General features: G+C 70.4%; 12 protein-coding genes. 5 read left to right on the top strand and 7 right to left on the bottom strand.

Going from position 1 to position 19266, the window contains the following annotated elements; genetic code table 11:
* Window positions 1-324: 324 nt before the first annotated feature.
* The 4 genes from xylB (at window position 325) to ACIQM3_RS24085 (ending at window position 7121) form a co-directional block, all read left to right on the top strand.
* Window positions 325-1806 (top strand): xylulokinase, encoded by a 1482-nt coding sequence (gene xylB / locus ACIQM3_RS24100; RefSeq protein WP_401627419.1) that lies wholly within the window; start codon window positions 325-327, stop codon window positions 1804-1806.
* 71 nt (window positions 1807-1877) lie between these two features.
* Entirely contained in the window at window positions 1878-3158 is a 1281-nt protein-coding gene (locus ACIQM3_RS24095; RefSeq protein WP_401627418.1) for a VWA domain-containing protein, read from the top strand.
* On the top strand, window positions 3158-3982 hold the full coding sequence (locus ACIQM3_RS24090) for a hypothetical protein (protein WP_401627416.1): 825 nt from the start codon (window positions 3158-3160) through the stop codon (window positions 3980-3982). The genes ACIQM3_RS24095 and ACIQM3_RS24090 overlap by 1 nt, the downstream gene beginning before the upstream one ends.
* A 163-nt stretch (window positions 3983-4145) precedes the next feature.
* Window positions 4146-7121, top strand: coding sequence for a glycoside hydrolase family 2 TIM barrel-domain containing protein (locus tag ACIQM3_RS24085; protein WP_401627415.1), 2976 nt, complete (start codon window positions 4146-4148; stop codon window positions 7119-7121).
* Window positions 7122-7171: 50 nt separating this feature from the next.
* On the opposite strand, the gene ACIQM3_RS24080 is transcribed toward ACIQM3_RS24085, so the two are convergent.
* The gene (locus ACIQM3_RS24080) at window positions 7172-8413 is read right to left on the bottom strand and encodes an alginate lyase family protein (protein ID WP_401627413.1); all 1242 of its coding nucleotides are present in this window, start codon (window positions 8411-8413) and stop codon (window positions 7172-7174) included.
* A gap of 59 nt (window positions 8414-8472) precedes the next feature.
* A complete protein-coding gene (locus ACIQM3_RS24075) occupies window positions 8473-9174 on the bottom strand; it encodes a ThuA domain-containing protein (RefSeq protein ID WP_401627454.1) in 702 nt (233 codons plus the stop codon).
* Between the two features lie 104 nt (window positions 9175-9278).
* Here ACIQM3_RS24075 and ACIQM3_RS24070 point away from each other — a divergent pair, with 104 nt between their 5' ends.
* Window positions 9279-10079, top strand: coding sequence for an alpha/beta fold hydrolase (locus ACIQM3_RS24070; protein ID WP_401627411.1), 801 nt, complete (start codon window positions 9279-9281; stop codon window positions 10077-10079).
* A gap of 33 nt (window positions 10080-10112) precedes the next feature.
* Here the strand turns inward: ACIQM3_RS24070 and ACIQM3_RS24065 are convergent, their stop codons facing one another.
* From ACIQM3_RS24065 to ACIQM3_RS24045, 5 genes are all read right to left on the bottom strand, one after another.
* On the bottom strand, window positions 10113-14621 hold the full coding sequence (locus ACIQM3_RS24065) for a Tat pathway signal protein (RefSeq protein ID WP_401627410.1): 4509 nt from the start codon (window positions 14619-14621) through the stop codon (window positions 10113-10115).
* Window positions 14622-14689: 68 nt separating this feature from the next.
* The gene (locus ACIQM3_RS24060) at window positions 14690-15619 is read right to left on the bottom strand and encodes a carbohydrate ABC transporter permease (RefSeq protein ID WP_401627408.1); all 930 of its coding nucleotides are present in this window, start codon (window positions 15617-15619) and stop codon (window positions 14690-14692) included.
* Window positions 15616-16545: a carbohydrate ABC transporter permease gene (locus ACIQM3_RS24055; protein WP_401627406.1), complete on the bottom strand. Its 930-nt coding sequence runs from the start codon at window positions 16543-16545 to the stop codon at window positions 15616-15618. Before ACIQM3_RS24055 ends, ACIQM3_RS24060 begins: the two co-directional genes overlap by 4 nt.
* Before the next feature lie 19 nt (window positions 16546-16564).
* Window positions 16565-17896 (bottom strand): ABC transporter substrate-binding protein, encoded by a 1332-nt coding sequence (locus ACIQM3_RS24050; protein ID WP_401627404.1) that lies wholly within the window; start codon window positions 17894-17896, stop codon window positions 16565-16567.
* Window positions 17897-18199: 303 nt separating this feature from the next.
* A complete protein-coding gene (locus tag ACIQM3_RS24045) occupies window positions 18200-19264 on the bottom strand; it encodes a LacI family DNA-binding transcriptional regulator (RefSeq protein ID WP_401627402.1) in 1065 nt (354 codons plus the stop codon).
* Window positions 19265-19266: the final 2 nt, after the last annotated feature.

Genomic DNA, 19266 nt, shown 5'->3' with positions numbered 1-19266 from the left:
GCGGGACGCGTCGCGTCACCGAACGGGTCGTTGCCACGCCAGCCCACGGTCCAGAGACCGAAGGTGAACCTGTCCGCGGGAGTGGGGGTGAAGCGATCCGTCATGATGTGTCCGCCTTCGCCTGCCTGGGGTCCGGACCCGTCGCCAGTACCCGAACCTATTTGTTCACTGACATGATTAATTATGCACACGGCACCACGTGGACGTAACCCCCCGGAAGGCGAAACGGGGGCCGCCCCTGTTCCGGACGCCGCCGATCACGTAATTTGTTTGTCGCACTCCCAAAACCCGCACCGCCGGAAACCGCACGAGAAGAGGTAGCCCATGCCGCCGCGTACCGTCGTCATCGGCGTGGACAGCTCCACCCAGTCCACGAAGGCTGCAGTCACCGACACCGAGACCGGTGAGCTGCTGGCCGTCGGCCGCGCCCAGCACGTCGTCACGGGCGAGGGCGGGGCGCGCGAGACCGACCCCGAGGTCTGGTGGCGTGCGCTGTGCGACGCGGTGGCGGCCGGGCTCAAGGAGTCCGGCCTCTCCGCGTCCTCCGTCACCGGCATCGCCGTCGCGGGCCAGCAGCACGGACTCGTGACCCTCGACCGGACCGGCCGCCCGCTGCGCCCCGCGCTCCTGTGGAACGACACGCGCTCCGCGCCCCAGGCCGCCGCGCTCGTCGCCGAGCTGGGCGGCCCCGAGGCGTGGACCGCGCGCACGGGCACGGTGCCCGTCGCCTCCATGACCGCGACGAAGTGGCGGTGGCTGCGCGAGAACGACCCGGCGAACGCCGAGGCGACGGCCTCCGTGCGGCTGCCCCACGACTTCCTCACGGAGCGGCTCGCGGGCGTCGCCGCGACGGACCCGGGCGACGCGTCGGGCACGTGCTGGTACTCCACCGCCACGGGCGCCTACGACCCGGAGCTTCTGGACCGGCTCGGCCTGGACCTCTCCATGCTGCCCGAGGTGGCGACGACGGGCGGGACCCGGATCGGCTCCCTGACCGAGTCCGCGGCGGAGGCGCTCGGCCTGCCGGCCGGGATCGCGGTCGCGGCGGGCACCGGTGACAACATGAGCGCCGCGGTGGGTCTCGGCCTGGGCGGTGCGGGGCTGCTGGACCACCCGGTCCTGAGCCTCGGCACCTCGGGCACGGTCTTCGCCGCCTCCCGGACCCGCCCGGCGTCCACGGCCCTCTCCGGCTTCGCCGCCGCCGACGGCACGTACCTCCCGCTGGCCTGCACCCTCAACTGCACCCTGGCCGTCGACAAGGTGGCCTCCCTGCTGGGGCTGCACCGCGACGACGCGACGCCCGGCGGCGAGGCCGTCCTCCTCCCGTACCTGGACGGGGAGCGCACCCCGGACCTGCCCACCTCCTCCGGACTCCTCACCGGGCTCCGGCACGACACCACACCGCAGCAGCTGCTGGGAGCGGCGTACGAGGGCGCGGCCTTCACCGTGCTGCGGGCGCTCGACGAGCTCCTGCGGGCCTGCGGCCTCGACCCGGCCGACCCCGAGGTCGCGGGCCGGCCGCTGCGGCTGATCGGCGGAGGCGCCCAGGGCCGCACCTGGGTGGAGACCGTGCGCCGGCTCTCCGGCCGGCCCCTGATCGTGCCGGGCAGCGGCGAACTGGTCGCACTGGGTGCGGCCGCGCTGGCCGCTTCCGCGGCGGGCGGTGGCGATCCGGTCGCGATCGCGACGCGCTGGAACGCCAAGTCGGACGACGCCGAACTCCCGCCGGTGGAACGGGACACCGAGACCTGGGAGCGCGTCGGTTCGGTGCTGGACAAGGCCGCGGAGCCCCTGCTCGGCGGATGAGGCAGGGTCCCGAAATCGCCTCCGGCACAGGCGTTTTGGGGATGACCGTGGATCTTCAATAGGATCCGGCGATGATCATAAGAAAACGGCTGACGGCCGGGGTGTGCGTCCTGCTCGCCACCCTGGCCGCCGGGCTCGGCACCGCCCTTCCGGCCGCCGCAGACGAACCCTCCACCGCTCCATCACCCAAGGTCGAACTGGTCCTTGACGTCAGCGGCTCCATGCGCACCCGTGACATCGACGGCGAGTCCCGCATATCCGCCGCCAAGCAGGCGTTCAACGACGTCCTGGACGCGGTGCCCGAGGAGGTGGAGCTCGGCATCCGTACGCTCGGCGCCGACTACCCGGGCGACGACCGGAAGGTCGGCTGCAAGGACACCAGGCAGCTCTACCCGGTCGGCCCGCTCGACCGCACCGAGGCCAAGACGGCCGTCGCAACCCTGGCGCCGACCGGCTGGACCCCGATCGGGCCCGCCCTGCTCGGTGCCGCCGACGACCTGGAGGGCGGGGACGCCACCCGGCGGATCGTCCTGATCACCGACGGCGAGGACACCTGCGGCCCGCTCGACCCGTGCGAGGTGGCGCGCGACATCGCCGCCCGCGGGATCCACCTGGTCATCGACACGCTCGGCCTGGTGCCGAACGCCAAGATCCGGCAGCAGCTGACCTGCATCGCCGAGGCCACCGGCGGCACCTACACGGCGGTCCAGCACACCGATGAACTCTCGGGGCGGGTCAAGCAGTTGGTGGACCGCGCCGCGGAGCCCGTCATCACCCCCGTGGCGACCGAGGGTGCGGGCAGCTGCTCCGCGGCCCCGGAGCTGAAGGCCGGGCTCTACACGGACCGCCAGGAGATCGGCAAGCACCGCTGGTACCGGGTGGACGTCCTGCCCGGCCAGGAACTGCGCGCCTCGGTGAGCGTGGCGGCGGACCGCGCCGTGAACGACGACTACGGGGTCCTGCTGCGCGCGGTGACCGCCCATGGCCGCGAGATCGTCCGGGGCTCGGAGTCCGGCACGGGGCGTACGGACGCCGTCTCCACAGGGCTGCGCTACCCGAAGCCCGAACAGGACGACGCGGACGACGCGGACGTGAAGCCCGCCGCCGAGGCCGTCTGCCTCCAGCTCAGCAACTCCTTCTCGGCACCCCCGTCCGTGAAGACCACGCCCGGCATGCCCGTCGAGCTCACCATCGACGTCGTGGACGCTCCTGACGACGCATCCGACGTCGCCGCCTTCGGCCTCGGACGTGGCTGGTGGCTGCTCGGCGTCATGGTGCTGACCGGACTGATCGCGGGTCTGCTGTTCGGCTGGATCTCGCGCTGGCGCGTCGCCGTATGGAGGACCAACTGATGCGTACCACAGGCAGAACCACCTTCGGACGCGCATGTGCGGGTGCGCTGCTGGCCGCCGTCACCCTGCTGACCTCGGCGGGCGCCGCCGTCGCCGACGACCCGTCGGCGAGCGCGAGCCCCGCGGAGGACGGGACGGCGGGACCGACCGAGGCCGGCACCACCTTCCGCACCGCCACGGCGATGCGCCAGGAGCAGACGGCCACCGCCGACGCGTCCACGGGTGACTACCTCTACTGGTCCTTCCCGGCGGACTCCGGCCAACGCCCCACCGTCCGCGCGAAGGTGAGCCTTCCGGAGAGCGCCACCCGGCACGGCGCGTCGACCTGGCAGGTCGACGTCTACGACGGGCTCCGCCGCCGGCAGGCCTGCATGTACGGCCACCAGACCAGGAAGGCGGCACCGGACGCGGGCACCGTCGAGCTGTCCTGTGTGCTGCGTACGGTCCGCGCCTGGTCCGAGCCGTGGGCGTCCGACCCGCTGCCCGGCAGCTACTACGTACGCCTGACGGTGGTCGGCCTGGCCGAGGAGGACCTCGGTCTGCCGGTCCACGTCGAGACCCAGGTCACCTCCGACGGCCGGGGCGGCGCCCACGACGTGGACGGCTCCCTCGCCGAACCGCTGGTGCCGGGCGTCTCCGTCGCCTCCGCGCAGGGCAGCGCCCCGGCCGCCGCCGAACCGGAGGACGGCTGGTCCTCCGGATGGTGGACCGACCGCTGGCTGTGGACCGTCGGCGGAGGCGTACTCGCGGCGCTGGCCGCGGTGTTCGGCTACGGCCTCACCCGCGGCGGCGGCCGTCCTTCCCGGGTGCCGCCGGGGGTCTGAGCGGCTCTGCCCGCCTTCCCAGTGTGCCTCCGCCCGGCCCTCGGGCGGAGGCATGGCGTTTTCGAAAGTTTCGACCGGTCGACGGGCCCCCGTCGGCCTCCACGCCGACCTAGGCTCAGCCGGGAATTCTGCCTCCTGCTGCCCGAGCGAAGGGACTGCGGCTGTGACGACGAGCCGTTCCGCTGCTGATGCCGTGCCCGGCCACGATCCGCTGGACTATGTGGAGAGCCGTTCGCCCGGCGATGGCCGGCAACCCCCGCGTGCCGGGTTCGTGTCCGACGCGGCGGCCCTGGATCTCGACGGCACCTGGCAGTTCCGTCTCGCCGCCGGACTCCACGACCTGACACCCGGCTTCGAGGCGCCGGACCTGGCCCATGCCGGGTGGGGAACGATCGCCGTGCCCTCCTGCTGGCAGCTGGACGGCATACCCGGTGCACCACGGCACGGCGCCCCCGCGTACACCAACCAGGTCTTCCCCTTCCCCGTCGACCCGCCCCGCGTACCCGACGCGAATCCCACCGGCGAGTACCGGCGCGAGTTCACCCTGCCGGAGGACTGGCCCTTCGAGGACGGCGCGAGCGTCCTGCGCTTCGAGGGCGTCGACTCCTGCTTCGCCCTCTGGCTCAACGGGGCCCGCCTCGGAGACGGCAAGGGCAGCAGGCTGCCGACCGAGTTCGGCACGGCCGGGCTGCTGCGGCCCGGACGCAACGTCCTCGCCGTCCGCGTCCACCAGTGGTCGGCGGGCAGCTATCTCGAGGACCAGGACATGTGGTGGGTCTCGGGGATCTTCCGGTCCGTGCGTCTGCTGCACCGGCCGTCCGGCGGGATCGACGACGTGTTCGTGCACGCCGACTTCGATCCGGTGACCGGCGAGGGAGTCCTGCGGGTCGACGCCGTGGCGGGCCCGGACGCCAGGATCACCGTCCCGGAGCTGGGCCTCGACCTGGCCCCGGGGGAGACCGCGCGCGTGCCCGTACAGCCATGGACGGCCGAGACACCCCGGCTGTACGACGCGGTGATCGCCACTGCGGCCGAACGCGTCCCGCTGCGTGTCGGTTTCCGGCGGGTGGCCGTCGAGGACGGTCTGCTCACCGTGAACGGCAGGCGCATCCTGCTCCGCGGCGTCAACCGTCATGAATGGCACCCGGAGACCGGCCGCACCCTGGACCGCGCCACCATGCTCCAGGACATCGAGCTGATGAAGCGGCACAACATCAACGCCGTGCGCACCAGCCACTATCCGCCGGACCGCACGTTCCTCTCGCTCTGCGACGAGCTGGGGCTGTGGGTGATCGACGAGTGCGATCTGGAGACCCACGGCTTCCACCTCAACGGCTGGCGGGACAACCCCAGCGCCGACCCGGCCTGGCGCGAGGCGTATCTGGACCGGATGAGCCGGATGGTCGAACGGGACAAGAACCACCCGAGCGTCATCATGTGGTCCCTGGGCAACGAGTCCGGCACCGGGGACAATCTGCGCGCCATGGCCGACTGGACGCACGAACGTGATCCCGCGCGGCCGGTCCACTACGAGGGCGACTGGGACAGCGGATACGTCGACGTCTACAGCAGGATGTACGCCGACCACGACGAGACGGACCGTATCGGCAGGCGGGCGGAGGAGCCGACGACCGACCCGGAGCTCGACGGGCACCGGCGGTCCCTGCCCTTCATCCTCTGCGAGTACGCCCACGCCATGGGCAACGGTCCGGGCGGACTGAGCGAGTACCAGCGCCTGTTCGAACAGCATCCGCGCTGCCAGGGCGGGTTCGTCTGGGAGTGGATCGACCACGGCATCCGGCAGCACACCCCCGACGGACGCGGGTTCTTCGCGTACGGCGGTGATTTCGGCGAGCCCGTCCACGACAGCAACTTCGTCGCCGACGGGCTGGTTTTCCCCGACCGGACCCCGTCCCCCGGGCTCGTCGAGTACAAGAAGGTCATCGAGCCCGTGTCGATCGCCATCGACGCGGCGTCCGCCACGGTGTCGGTGCGCAACGGCCAGGACTTCGCCGACACGGCCGCACTGCGCTGGCTGTGGCAGATCGAGGACGGCGGGGAGCCGGTCGCGGACGGTGAGTGCGCGTTCCCCGTCGTGCCGGCGGGGGAAACGGTCTTCGTTCCCTGGCCCGCGGAGCTCCGGAAGGCGGCGGGCACGGCGGCCGGGGGCGAGCGGTGGCTGACGGTCCGGGCCGTCCTGGCGACGGACCTGCCCTGGGCGCCTGCCGGGCACGAGGTCGCGTGGCAGCAGACCCTGCTGGAGGCGCTCCCGGCCGTACGGGCCGTCGCCCCGGGTTCCGCTCCTGTTCGGTCCGGGCGGCTCCTCACTCTCGGCCCCGCCGAGTTCGACGTGCGCTCGGGGCGACTGGCTCGGATCGGCGAACACGCGGTCGAGGAACTGCGACTGGATCTGTGGCGCGCGCCCACCGACAACGATCTGCGCGGCTGGCGCGGCTCGGTGGCCGAACGCTGGCGGGCGGCCGGACTCGACCGGCTGGAGCACAAGGTCCTCGCAGTGGAGCCCGGGGCGGACGGGCTGACGGTGCGCGCACGGGTCGCGGCGGCCGGCACGGACGCCGCGATGGCCGCCGACTACCGCTGGTCGGTCCCCGAGGACACACCGGACCGCCTGTGGCTGACGCTGGAGGTACGCCCGACGGGCGAGTGGCCGTTCCCGCTGCCCCGGCTGGGGGTGCGGGCGACGGTGGCCCCGTCCCTCTCGACGGTCACCTGGTTCGGCGCCGGCCCCGGCGAGGCCTACCCGGACACCAGGGCCGCAGCGCGGGTCAGCCGCTTCCGATCCTCCGTGGCCGGGCTGCAGACGCCGTACCTCTTCCCGCAGGAGAACGGCGCCCGGACGGACGTGCGATGGGCCCGGCTGACGGACGAGGCGGGCGAGGGACTCCTGGTCCTGGGCGCCCCGCATTTCGGGCTCTCGGTCCGCCCGTGGACGAGCGAGGACCTCGACGCGGCCCGCCATCCGACGGACCTCGTCCCGCGCGACGCCCTGTACGTCAACGTCGACCTGGCCCAGCAGGGCATCGGCAGCGCCTCCTGCGGCCCCGGCGTGCTCCCCGCCCACCGGCTGCTGCCCGGGCCGGCCGTGCTCACCGTGGGCTTCCAGGCCGTGACGGACTGACCCCGTCCGTGCGCCGCGCCCCTCGGGTCCGAAGGGGCGCGGCCCACGCGTCACCTGGCGTAGAGCAGGGTGCCGAATCCCAGCTGGTCGAAGCCTCCGCTGTTGGTCCCGTAGTCCCCGCCGCCGCCCTCAGGTCTGCCCTGCTCGGCCATGGCGGTGATGTACGGCACCGCGAGGCCCCGACGGCGCGCGTAGTGGTAGTGGAGCAGGTCCCACACGGGCCGGCTCTGTCCCCGCGCGGAGGCGGATATGGCCGTGTGCTCGTTGTAGGCACAGTTCTGGCCGCTGCCCCAGGAGTACGTGGTGAACGGCACGCTCTGACCGAGGTTGTACTTGGCGACGTACTGCGCGGCCTTCATGAAGCGGTTGTCGTCGTAGCCGTACAGGTCGTCGCCCTGGTTCCAGGCCATCTCGCAGATCGCTCCCATCTGGCCCATTCCCATCATCGTGTGGCCCTGGTCGCGGCCGGATTCCTGCCACTGGGCCAGGCCGTCGGGGTGCAGGAAGGGGACCGCCTTGCGGATCGCGCCGTTGCCCGCCCCGTTCTTGAAGTAGTCCACGGCCCGGTCGTACAGGGCCGAGTCGTCGCAGAGGATGCCGATGGCCATCACCGACGCGACGTTGCACAGGTCCCAGTTCGCCCAGTAGTTGGTGATGCAGGCGTCGTTGTGCCCCGTGAGGAACTGCTCGTTGAGCGGGTGGAAGACCTCCTTCATCATCGTGCGGAACCGGCCGAGGTCGAAACCGGAATGGTCACGCATCAGTTCGGCGGCGTTGGCGAACTGCCAGCCGTAGAGCCCGGCAGCGAGGAAGCGGTCGGCGTTGCCGGTGACGGTCGTCAGGGTGGAGGACCAGGCGTTGAGGATGGCGACGGCGCAGTCGCCGTGGGCGGCCGTTCCCGCGATCTTCCATCGGAGCGCGTTCTGGTAGGCGGCGTGGATGTCGTTGTAGAGCGAGCCGTAGTTCTCGCCGGTGCCTCCCCGGACGACGGTGGCCACGGGGCGCGGGGTCCAGGTGGACTGGGAGTGGGAGTTGGCGGTCAGCCTGTTCCAGCCGGCCAGCCATGGGTCGGTGCCGGCGGCCACCCTCACCTTGGCCCGGTTGAGTTCGCCGTAGGCGTGCAGCAGTCCGGGGTGGGTGAACGCGGCGGGAGCGGCGTCCGCGCTGCCCCCGATGGTGATCGCCGCCGTACCGCCTGCGGCTCCGGCCACCGCCAGGCCTCCGGTGAGCTTCAGGAGGCCGCGGCGGGAGAGCCGGTGCCGGGGCGTGCGGTCGTCCGGGTGCTGTGGCATGGGGGTCTCCGATTCGTCGTGGGGATACGGAACGTGCGGGGTCACGGGATGCGCGGGGTTCAGCCGCGCCTCATCACCTGACGGAGTCCGCCGAGGAGGTGGGCACGGAAAGCGGGGTCGCTGTACACCTCGCGGGTGTGGCCGAGGCCGGTGTAGAAGACCTGGGCGCCACCGTGCTCATGGGCCCAGACCAGGGGGTGGTCGGTGCCCATGCCCCCGCCCTCGTACGTGGACTCGTCGGCGCTGGCCAGCACGCGTACGGCGCCGCGCGGATTGGTGGTGAAGTCGTACCACTCGTCGGTCAGGCGCCAGGCCGCGCCCAGGTGCCGGGTCGACGGGTGGTCGTGGTCCTCCACGGTGAGGGTGCCCGGCTGCAGGTCGGGGTGGCGGGCGAAGCGGGCGCCGAGGAGGTCGCCGTAGAACGGCCAGTCGTACTCGGTGCAGGCTGCGGCGTGTACGCCCATGAACCCGCCGCCCGCCGCGCAGTGGGCCCGGAGGGCCTCGCGCCCCCTCGGGGTGAGGACGTCACCGCTGGTGGAGAGGAAGATGACGGCCGCGTATCCGCCGAGCCCGTCCTCGAAGGCCGCCGGGCGCTCCGTGGCGTCGACGGTGAAACCGTGTTCCGCGCCCAGTTCCCTGAAGGCCGTGACGCCGTCGGGGATGGAGTCGTGCCGATAGGCGGTGGTGCGGGTGTAGACGAGGACCGACAGGCTGGGCAACGCGGGCTCCGAGGGGCGAGGGGACGGGCGGCCGGGGCTCATCATGTGTGGCGTCGGGCCACCGTGTCGTCACAGGGGCCGGGCCGCGAAAGTTTTCGGGACGCGGTCGGCGGTGCGCCCTGTCCGCCCCGTTCTACGATCCCCCCATGCCTGCGTCACCGTCCGCCGCCCCCGTGCCGCTGCACCACGTCGACCAGCGGGGGAAGGGCCCCGCGCTGCTGCTGGTGCACGGCTGGGGCGGCGACGGAGCGGAGTGGGCCGCACATCGCCGGCTGTGGGCAGACCGGCGGGTGGTCATACCCGATCTGCGGGGCCATGGGCGTTCCCCGCGGCCGTCCTCCGGTTACGGACCCCGGGACCTCGCGGCGGACCTCGCCGCGCTCGTGAGGCGTCTGGGCACGGGTCCGGTGGTGGCGGTGGGCCACTCGATGGGGGGCCAGGCGGTCACCGCGCTCGCCGTCGAGCATCCCGGGCTGGTCCGTGCCCTGGTCGTGCTGGATCCGGCGTACGGCGCGGACGCGGCGGAGCTGGGGCGCCTGCCCGGGGAGCAGCGGGCCCTGCGCGCGGAAGGGGCGGCGTGGGCGGTCCGGTTCGTGGCGGGCGCGTTCGGACCCGGGGCGCCCGAGGCGTCGCGGGCGCGGCACGAGCGGCTGATGGCCGCCATGGATCCCGAGGTGCTGGCGTTGTGCCGGGACGGTATGTATCTGGCTCCTGACGCCTTCGGATCGCGGGAGGCGGCGGCCGCCTACTTGGCCGGCCGCCGCTGCCCGGTCCTCTCGGTGTACTCGACGCGGCGGGCGGCGGCCTGGGAGGCCGCCACGCACGCGCCGCCGGGTTCGCGGACGGTCGTGTGGGAGGGCTGCGGTCACTATCTCCACGAGGAGCGGCCACGGGACCTCGCGGCCCTGGTCGGGACGGTGTGGCCTCCGTCCGCGACCACGACCTGAGGTCCCGGCCTGAGGCCACCCACTCCGGGCCGGTCAGTCCTCGTCGGGCAGGTAGTACCAGAACTCGACCTCGGCGAGGTTGGCCCGCCCGTCGTGGCCGTCGTACAGCCGCATCCGGCGGTAGGAGGCCCTCGTCCCGAGTTTCGCCTCGTACCACTGGCCGTCCGTGACCGCCCCGACGGTGTGCAGGTCCGTCCAGGCGGTGCCGTCGTCGGAACCCTGGAGGACGGTGCCGGTGGCGCGGCCGGCCTGGCCGGCCCGCGGGCGGACGCGCAGGACGTCGACGGTGACCGGCCCGGCGTCGCCGGCGTCGACGTCGATCCAGCTCACGGCGGCGAGGGTGTCGGTGTAGGTGGTGGTGCTGCCGTCGAAGGCCCGCCAGCCGTTGGACTCCTTGGTGCCGGTGCCGGGCCATTCGACGGTCGAGGCCGCCACCATTTTTTGGGTGACGGGGAACTTCCTGAGCAGTGTGTCGCGGGAGACCAGCAGGTCGTACGCGTCGTACACGGCGTCGATCAGGGCGTCCTCGTCCGCTCCCGGTTTCCCGCCGGCCGTCTCGATGCGTGCGATCTCGGTGGTGAACGCGGCGTGGCTGCGCTTCGTCCATGCCGCCGGACCGGTCGCCGAGGCCCGGGCGAGCACCTGGGCCAGGGTCTGGGCACGGGCGGTGACCGCCTCGGTGGTGACGCGGGTGCCGCCGCCCACGAGCGTGGCGGACACCTTGTAGGAGCGGGTGCCGTGACGCAGGTTCTCGTCGGTGTACGCGTATGCGGTCGTCCCGCTGACCAGTTCCTCCCAGTCGGCGAGCGGCCTCTCCGGGTCGGTGGTGCGATGCAGGGTGAAGGCGATGGCGTCCTCGGGCTTGTTCCAGCGCACGACGGCCGTGTCGTCCTTCCGCTCGACGAACGCGAGAACGGCACCGGGTGCGATCGGCCCGAGGGCCACCCTGCTGAACGTGGCGTCCCCGGTGGCTGCCAACCCCGCGTGCACGGCGTACGGAAAGGGGGTGAAGAGCGAGGCCACGGAAGTCCAGGTCGCGCCGTCGGCGGAGACCTGGGCCTGGACTCGGTGGGTGGCGAGGTCCCGGACGAGGCGCAGGTACGGGGTGGCGGCGACGGTATGTTCCGGCAGGTCCGCGGTGAGCGGGCTGCGTGGATCGTCCTGCCAGTCGTGCCGGCTGTCGCGCGTGCGGTTGCGGAACACGAGCTTTCCGTCGGCGTCCGGGCCGAAGTACAGGTAGCGGGTGTCGGCGACGAGGCGGTCGCGGAGCATCAGGCCGGTGAGCGGGCCGCGGTGGGCGTCGATGCGCGCGGTCAGGGTGAAGCCGCCCTCGGCGGGGCGGCTGACGTAGTGGAGAGCGTCCCGGATGTCCCGCTCGAGCAGCCTGTTGTCGTCACCGTCCCCGAGTCCGGCTCCCTTGACGCCGATCACGCGCAGTGTGGTGCCACGTGCGGTGGCACTGCCCTCACGGGCGCCGCCGAACGCGTCGTCGCGCCAGCCGGAACGGGCCAGCCCCGGCGAAGCGGGGGCGGGCAGTTCGCCGCGTACGGCGTGCGAGGCCCAGCCGGTCCCGTGCTGGTTCACGGCGGTGACGGTGTAGTGGTAGGCACTGCCGCGTCGGGCCGTCGAGTCGGTGAAGCAGCGGCCGGTGACCCGGGGCGCGAGGACGGTGTACGGGCCGCGGGCGCGGGTTGCCCTGCGCACCTCGTAGTGGGTGGCGCCGGCGGTGGTCTGCCAGGTCACGGTGATGGAGTCGTCCCCGGGCAGGGTGTGTACGAAGTCGACGTGGGCGGGGCCGGGAGCGCCCTGGTCGGTGGAGTCGGAGAGCCTGAGGACATAGCCGCGCCGGGGCTCGATGCGCACCGCACCCTTGTGAAGGGGCAGGTCCTTTCCGGTGACCAAATCCAGGACGGTGCCACCACGATGGTCTTCCGGGAGCTCGACGGTGAACGTCTGCTCGTTGCCGTACACCGCTCGCGTGGTGTTGAGGACGAAGAAGTAGCGGCCGTAGCGGGCGGTGAGCAGGTCCGGGTAGCCCGAATAGGCGTGATCGGCCTCGAAGTTGTCCCGGTTGACGGTTCCGACGCCCGGCTGGAGGGTGACCGGGGCGATTTCTCCCGCGAGAGCCTGCGGCGCCGTGCCGTCGGCTGTCTGCTGGTCCTCCATGAAGTCGACGTCGATGTTGTCGTGGCGGATCCAGTAGTCGTCGAACCGGAAGCGGGCGTCGGTGTTGATCTGCACGATGTTGTCGTGCGTGCCGTTGATGACGTGGAGACGGCCGTTCCGGGCGAAGCCGCGCTGGCGTTCGTTGAGCTGCCCGAAGATGTGCAGGTCGCCGTCGCGTACGGAGACGAACATGCAGTCCACGTCGGTCCAGGCGAAGCGTTCGTAGTCGGACGGGTCGACGCCCAGCGCCTTGATCTCGGCCTTCGAGTAGTAGGCGAAGTCGGTGTGCGGGTGGACGATGCCGGCGGGTTCGCGGTCCTTGAGGTAGGCGTAGGTGTCCGCGAGCTTCAGATCACAGTTCTTCTTGGCCATGACGGAGGCGAACGAGTTGAAGTACTGGTGGTCGGCGAGCTGCTGCTGGGCGTAGCCGACGGCGGCCCGGGCGTGTTCCCAGGTCTCCTTCCAGCTCGCGCCCCGATAGCGGTCGGCGTGGTCACGCATGTGCTTCTCGAGGGAGACGTAGTTGAGGATCTTGCCCTCCGAGATGCGGAGGGCGTAGCCGGGAAATCCCGGGTAGTTGGTGTTGCGCTCGTCGATCACCATTTCCATGCGCATGACACGCTGGAGCTTGTCGTCGACATCGGTGTGGCGGGCCTGCGCGCGAGCGTCCAGGTTGCGCAGGGCGTGCCGCAGGATCCGGTCGTTGAGCTCCTCGTCGCCCTTGTGCCCCCAGGTGCGGTGGAACCACTCGGGCAGGTAGTTCGTCGCTTCGCCGTAGTTGGCCACGTAGCCGTTCTCGCGGGTGAGACCGGCCTCGGTGACGGTGGTGAAGTGGTCGCCGAAGGGCCGGCGGCGGACGACGTTCCCGTGCTTGTCGAGCTTGCTCCTGGCCAGCCCCTTGATGACGAAGCGGAGGTAGTCATCGGTCCAGCGGGCCGTGGTGTCGTGGTAGAAGAGCGAGTGGTAGAGGTCGAGGTCCTGACCGTCGGGCCCCACGAGGACCTCCTCACCCAGGAACGGCTCCCAGCCGAGCGCCTCGCCCGCGATCCGGTGGCTGCGCTTCCTGCCCTCGTAGAACCCGGAGCCGATGACCCGCAGGCCCTCGTGCGCCTCCCAGGCGCCTTCGTAGGTGTACATCACCTGGTTGTAGATGTACGAGAGCCTGGAGCGGGCATAGTCGAAGTTCGCCTTCAGGACCCGGCCCCAGGCAGAACGACGGGTGAGCGGGCCGCCGTCGAAGTCCGTGTCCGACAGGGAGGTTTCGCCCTCGGTGGTGCCGGTGACGAAGCGTTCGTCCAGGTAGGCGTCGAAGGCCGCCGACCCCAGGACCTCGTCGTCGGCGAGCAGGTTCTCGACCAGGTAGAGCGCTTCGCCGAGGGCGCCGTAGTAGCCGCCCCAGTCCCCCTGGTGACCGCCTCGGGCGAGCAGCCTGGTGTCGGCGTAGTAGTCCCTGGTGTGGTTGTCGACGCACTTCAGGACGCGGCGCACGGCTGCCGTCCGCTCGGCGGCGGTGCGCGCCGGGCACCAGTCGGCGGTCAGCGCGGCGGCGTAGAAGCGGAGTTCGTCCTGGTAGCGGACGATGGACAGCCGGCCTTCGGCGGCGCTGTCGACCTTGGCCGAGTAGTCGTGGAACAGCTTGATCTGGGCGGCCAGATATCCGTCGACGAGGGCCTGCTTCTCGGCGTCCGTGAGGTCGGGAGCAGGGGAGGCAGACGGAACGAAGTCGCCTTGCGGCTCACCGTCGACGTCGAGCAGGGCGCCGGTGTGGGTGTAGGCGCGGTAGTAGCCGCGGGAGTCCTCGGTGACGTCCTTGGCGAATCCGCTGTCGTAGGTGCGCAGCGTGACGCGCACCTGGTCCTGGCCGCGCGTCGATTCCAGGGGGAGCATCACCGTGTTGTAGAAGAAGCGCCCCACCAGGGGACGGGAACCGCCCGTGTTGATGGCTTCGTAATCTCCTGAGCGGCGGTAGCCGATTTGTTCGCCGTTGATGTAGGCGATCGTCTTGTACGTCGAGGTGTCACCGCCCCAGAACTTCACCGTCAGGTAGTTCTGGGCCACGGGATCGGTCTTCAGCGTGAAGGCGAGTTCGCCGCCCTTGATGCCGGGGGTGTCGAGGGGCTTGGCGACCCTGGCCCGGTCGCCGGCGTGCCCGTCCACGGCTTCGGTCGACTCGGCGGCGAGTGCGTGCGCGGACTCGGAGGCGGGATCACCGAAGTCGATCATGTCCAGCCGACCGGGGCGGGCGCCGGCACCGGAGGGCTCCGCCGCCGCTGCGAGTGGTGCGGCCGGATGCCCGAGCAGGCCGCCGGCGGCGACGGTGCCGGTCGTGACCGCGGCGGTACGCAGCACTGATCTCCGGCTGATCTCGGTACTCATACGGATCGTCCTCTCTGGGACGGATACGGGATACGGGGAAAGGACGGCTGGTGGCACGAGCCAGGTGCCTACTTCAGCGAGCCGAGCGTGACGCCGGAGCGCCAGTAGCGCTGCATCGAGAGCATCAGGACGACCATCGGGACGAGCGAGATCATGGAGCCGACGACGACCATGCCGGTGAGGTCGGCCGAGGCGTCGACCTTGACCTTGAGCCATGAGTAGAGCCCGACCATGACGGTCCACTTCTCCGGGCTCCGCAGGAAGACGAGCGGCCCGAAGAAGGAGTTCCACGAACCGACGAAGCCGAGCAGGAAGACCGTGGCCGCGCCCGTCGACATCAGCCGGGCGCCGATGGTGAAGAAGATGCGGTACTCCCCCGCACCGTCGATCCGTGCGGCCTCCAGCAGTTCTGGCGGGATGGCGCCCTCCGCGTACACCTTGGCGAGGTAGACGGAGAAGGCGTTGAAGAAGCTCGGCACGATGATCGCCCAGGGGGTGTCGATCATCTGGAGGTCGGTGAAGAGCAGGAAGGACGGGATCGTGAGCAGGGCGTGCGGGACGAGGAACGAGCCGATGATGCATCCCATGAGGAAGCCGCGGCCTTTGAAGTCGTACATCGCCAGGCCGTAACCGCAGGCGACGCAGAGCAGTGTCATGCCGGTGGTGCCGACCACACCGTAGAAGACGGTGTTCCACATCCATTTGAGGAAGATGCCGTCCTGGTAGGTGAACAGCTGCCTCAGGTTGTCCATGAGGTGCATGTCCGCGAACCAGAGGCCGTTGCTGGTGTAGAGGTCGCGCTGGCTCTTGGTCGCGGAGACGATCAGCCACCAGATGGGCGCCAGGGAGTAGATCGTGAAGAACACCAGCCCTCCCAGGACGAGGGCCTTGGTGCGCCTGCTGTGCCGGGCGCGGCCCGTGCCGGCCCGGGGGTTCACGGGCCTGCGCCCGGTGGTTCCGGGGTTTTTCGCGGGAGCTGCGGGGAGAGTCGTTGTCATGAGGTGGGCGCCTTGTTCGTGAGCCGGTAGAAGAGCGCGGACGCGGCGCCGACGACGAGCGCCAGGATGACCGACAGAGCGGCGGCGTAGTTGAAGTTGCCCTGCTGGAACGCCCAGTCGTAGATGCTCATGATCGGAGTGAAGTCGCGGGTGACGGTCTCCGGGGCCATCGACTTGAACAGCATGGGGTCGCTGAAGATCTGCAGCGTGCCGATGATGCTCAGGACGGTGGTGAGCACCAGGGAACGCCGCACCAGGGGCACCTTGATGGACCAGGCGATCCGCCACTCGGAAGCACCGTCGATGCGGGCCGCGTCGTACACGCCGGGGTCCACGGAGCGCAGCGCCGCGTAGACGATCAGCATGTTGAAGCCGATGCCGCTCCAGGCCATCAGGTTGCCGATGGACACCCAGATCAGGTCGCCGCTGTAGAAGTCGGCCTCGATGCCGAAGAGGGCCAGGAACGGGGTCAGCGGCCCGACCGCCGGACTGTAGAGGTAGATCCAGATGAGTGTGGCGACGATGCCCGGGATCATGTACGGAACGAGCAGCGGGATCCGGAAGCGGTCGGCGACCCGCTGGGCGGAGGCGTCGAGCAGGAGGGCGAGGCCGACGCTCGCCACCTGGATCAGCGGGATGCTGATGACGGCGAAGAGTGCGACACGCAGCATCGAGGCCCAGAAGCGCCCGTCGCTGAAGCCCTGGACGAAGTTGTCCAGGCCGACGAATTCGACGGTCTTCGCACCGAAGCCGAGCCCGGACCCCTTCTCCGTGTAGAGGCTCTCCTTCAGGGCCATGACCATCGGAACGGCGGTGAACAGGGCGAACCCGAGGAAGAAGGGGAGGGTGAAGGAAGCCCCCTTGAGGGCCATGATCCGCTTCCATCCCAGGCGTGGGGTGGCGCGGGGGCCGGCCGGTGTATCCATGGTGCGGCTCACGGTGTGCTCAGCCTTCGACGTTGATGTTCTTCGACTTCAGGTCCTTGACCGTGAACTCCTGGAGGTGCTTCAGCGCCTGCTCCACCGTGATCTTCTTGGTCACGATCCTGGCCCACTGGTCCTGCAGTTCGGCGAAGACACCTGTGTAGTTGGGGCCCACGGTCCACGAGTCCTTGGCTGCCTTCACGGACTTGAGGATCACGCCCCTGGCCTCGGACTTGCTGGGCCCGAACAGCTTCTCGGGAACCGTGGAGTCCACCCACGGCGTGACGTCGGGCATGGCGCCCGGCCAGGAGTACTGCTTGGTGTCCTTCTGGTACGTGGCGTCGACGGCTTCCTTCGTGGTGTTCATCCACACGCCGGCCTCGACGGCTTCCTCGACGTGCTTGCAGCCCTTGGGGACGAGGAGCCCGCTGTTGGCGCTGTGGGCCGGAGTGACGAACTCGGCGCCGGCGAACTGGGGCAGGTCGATCGGCTCCCAGTCCCCCAGCGACTGCTTGTAGTTGAGCTCGTAGTTCGGCAACTGCCAGGTCTGGGTGGGGAGGGAGACCATCTTCCCCGAGTCGAAGTAGTTGATGAGCGCGGGGCGGTCCTGGTAGGTCTGGTTGGCGACCAGGTCGTTGTCGACGAGCTGCTGCACGACGTCTGCCGCCTTGAGTGACTCGGGCGACAGGAAGTCGACCTTCCATGCGTCCTCGCCCTGTTCGTACCAGCTGCCGCCGGCCTGCTGCACGAGGTTGACCAGCGTCGACGGGTCCTCGCCGGCGAGGTTCATCACGTAGACGCCGTGCTTCTTGAGCTCCTTGCCCGCGCTGATCAGTTCGTCCCAGGTCTTCGGGGGCTGGACGCCGTACCGGTCGTAGACCTCGCGGTTGATCATGAGGAACGAGGGGTTGAACCCGGTCGGTACGGCGAAGTACCTGCCGCCCGCCCGGACAGCGGGGAGTGCCTGCTCGTTGAAGACGCCCTTCTTCGCGTGCGGCTCGAATGCCTCGGTGATGTCGGACAGGAGACCCTCGCCGACCAGCCCCGGCACCTCGCCGAAGTTCTTCACCAGGCACGGGACGTCCTTGCCCGAGGCCACCACGTTGCGCACGTTCTGCGCGGTGCCCGGATTGTCCGCCTGCTTGACCAGCTTGATCTTGATGTCCTCGTGGGTGGCGTTGAACTTCGCGGCCACGGGTTCGGTGTACTTGCTCTCCTCCCAGGACCACCACTCGATGGTGACCGGCCCCTCCGAGGCCGCGTCCTGCGTGTCCGTGCCGCTGCCGCAGCCGGTGAGGACGACGGAAAGGGCGGCGATGCCCGTTGCGGCCAGTCTGAGGTGCTTGCCGTTCATGGACCCCTCCTCGGGGTTACTGCGTGGGTGTCTGGACACGACGGCACCGGAACAGAAACCGGTGCCTAGAAATCGGTCTCTATGGAAGCTAGAACGGAGCCCCGGCCCGGACAAGATGTCGGACCTGAAAATCTCACAATTCCAGGAAGTAACCGGGTCAGGTACGGTATTTCGAACTGATCGCCCTCTGTCGAGGCAGGGTCGATCGACCCACGGGCCGGACCGGAGCCCAGTCAAGCGGATAGAGATCGGTTTCCTGGAATCGGTCGCCTGATGGCGGCCTGCACTCGACTGACCGTGTGCTCAGCCGCCTGGCCGGCGGGTCGAGCCGCGTACCACGATGTGGGTGCCGAGAACCTGATGCTGGCTCTCCGGAAACTCGTCCCGGTGCAACGCGAGCCGTACGGCCGTGCGCCCCAGCTCCTCGTGCGGGATGCTTACCGTCGTCAGGGCCGGTACGACGTCTATCGCCACCGGGACGTCGTCGTATCCGACCACCGAGACGTCCTCGGGCACTCTCAGCCCGCCCTCGCGCAGCGCCTGCATGGCTCCTGCCGCCACCATGTCCGTACCGGCGAAGATGGCGGTGAACTCGGCGCCCTCGGCGATGAGTTCACGCGTCCCGCGATAGCCGTAGGAACGGGTGAAATCGCCTTCCCGGATCAGCTTCGGGTCCGGTGCGAGACCGAGCATCTCGTGGGCACGGCGGAAGCCGTCGGTGCGCTGCCTGCTCGTGCTCAGCCCGGGTACGGCGCCGAGATAGGCGATCCTCTGGTGTCCCGAGCTCAGCAGGTGGGTGGTCATCGCGAAGGCGCCGCCCTCGTTGTCGTACTCGACGACGGTGGCGGGCACCCCGGACCCCAGCGGTGGCCTGCCGACCAGCACCAGCCGCGAACCGGCGCGGTCCAGCGCGTGCGCGAAGTGCATCATCCGGTCCTGGTAGGCCTTGTCCTCCCAGGCGCCGCCGACGACGATGACCGCGTCGGCCCGCTGCTCACGCATCATCTCGACGACGGCGAGGACGCGTTGGGGGTCGCCGTGCGTCGTGCAGAGCATGCACAGCCGCCCTTCGGCGGACGCCTGCTCCTCCACGCCGCGCGCGACATGGGCGTAGAAGGGCCCCGTCACGTCGTCGACGACGAAGGCGACCGTCTTGTTCGTGGCGCCTCCGAGCGCGCGGGCGTGCGCGTTGACGACGTAGTCGAGGTCGCGCATGGCGCGGAGCACCCTCGCCTTGGTCGCGGCGGCGACCGGATAGGTGCCGCCGAGCACCCGGGAGACGGTGGAGGCGGAGACTCCGGCGCGTTTGGCGACGTCCCTGACCGTGGAGGCGTCGCCGCCGGCCGAGCCGGGTGTTTTCCTGTCCACGT

This window comes from Streptomyces sp. NPDC091271 (assembly GCF_044757505.1).
Lineage (GTDB): Bacteria > Actinomycetota > Actinomycetes > Streptomycetales > Streptomycetaceae > Streptomyces.
The sequence above is the reverse complement of the archived record's forward strand: the minus strand, read 5'-3'. Positions and strand labels throughout refer to the sequence as shown.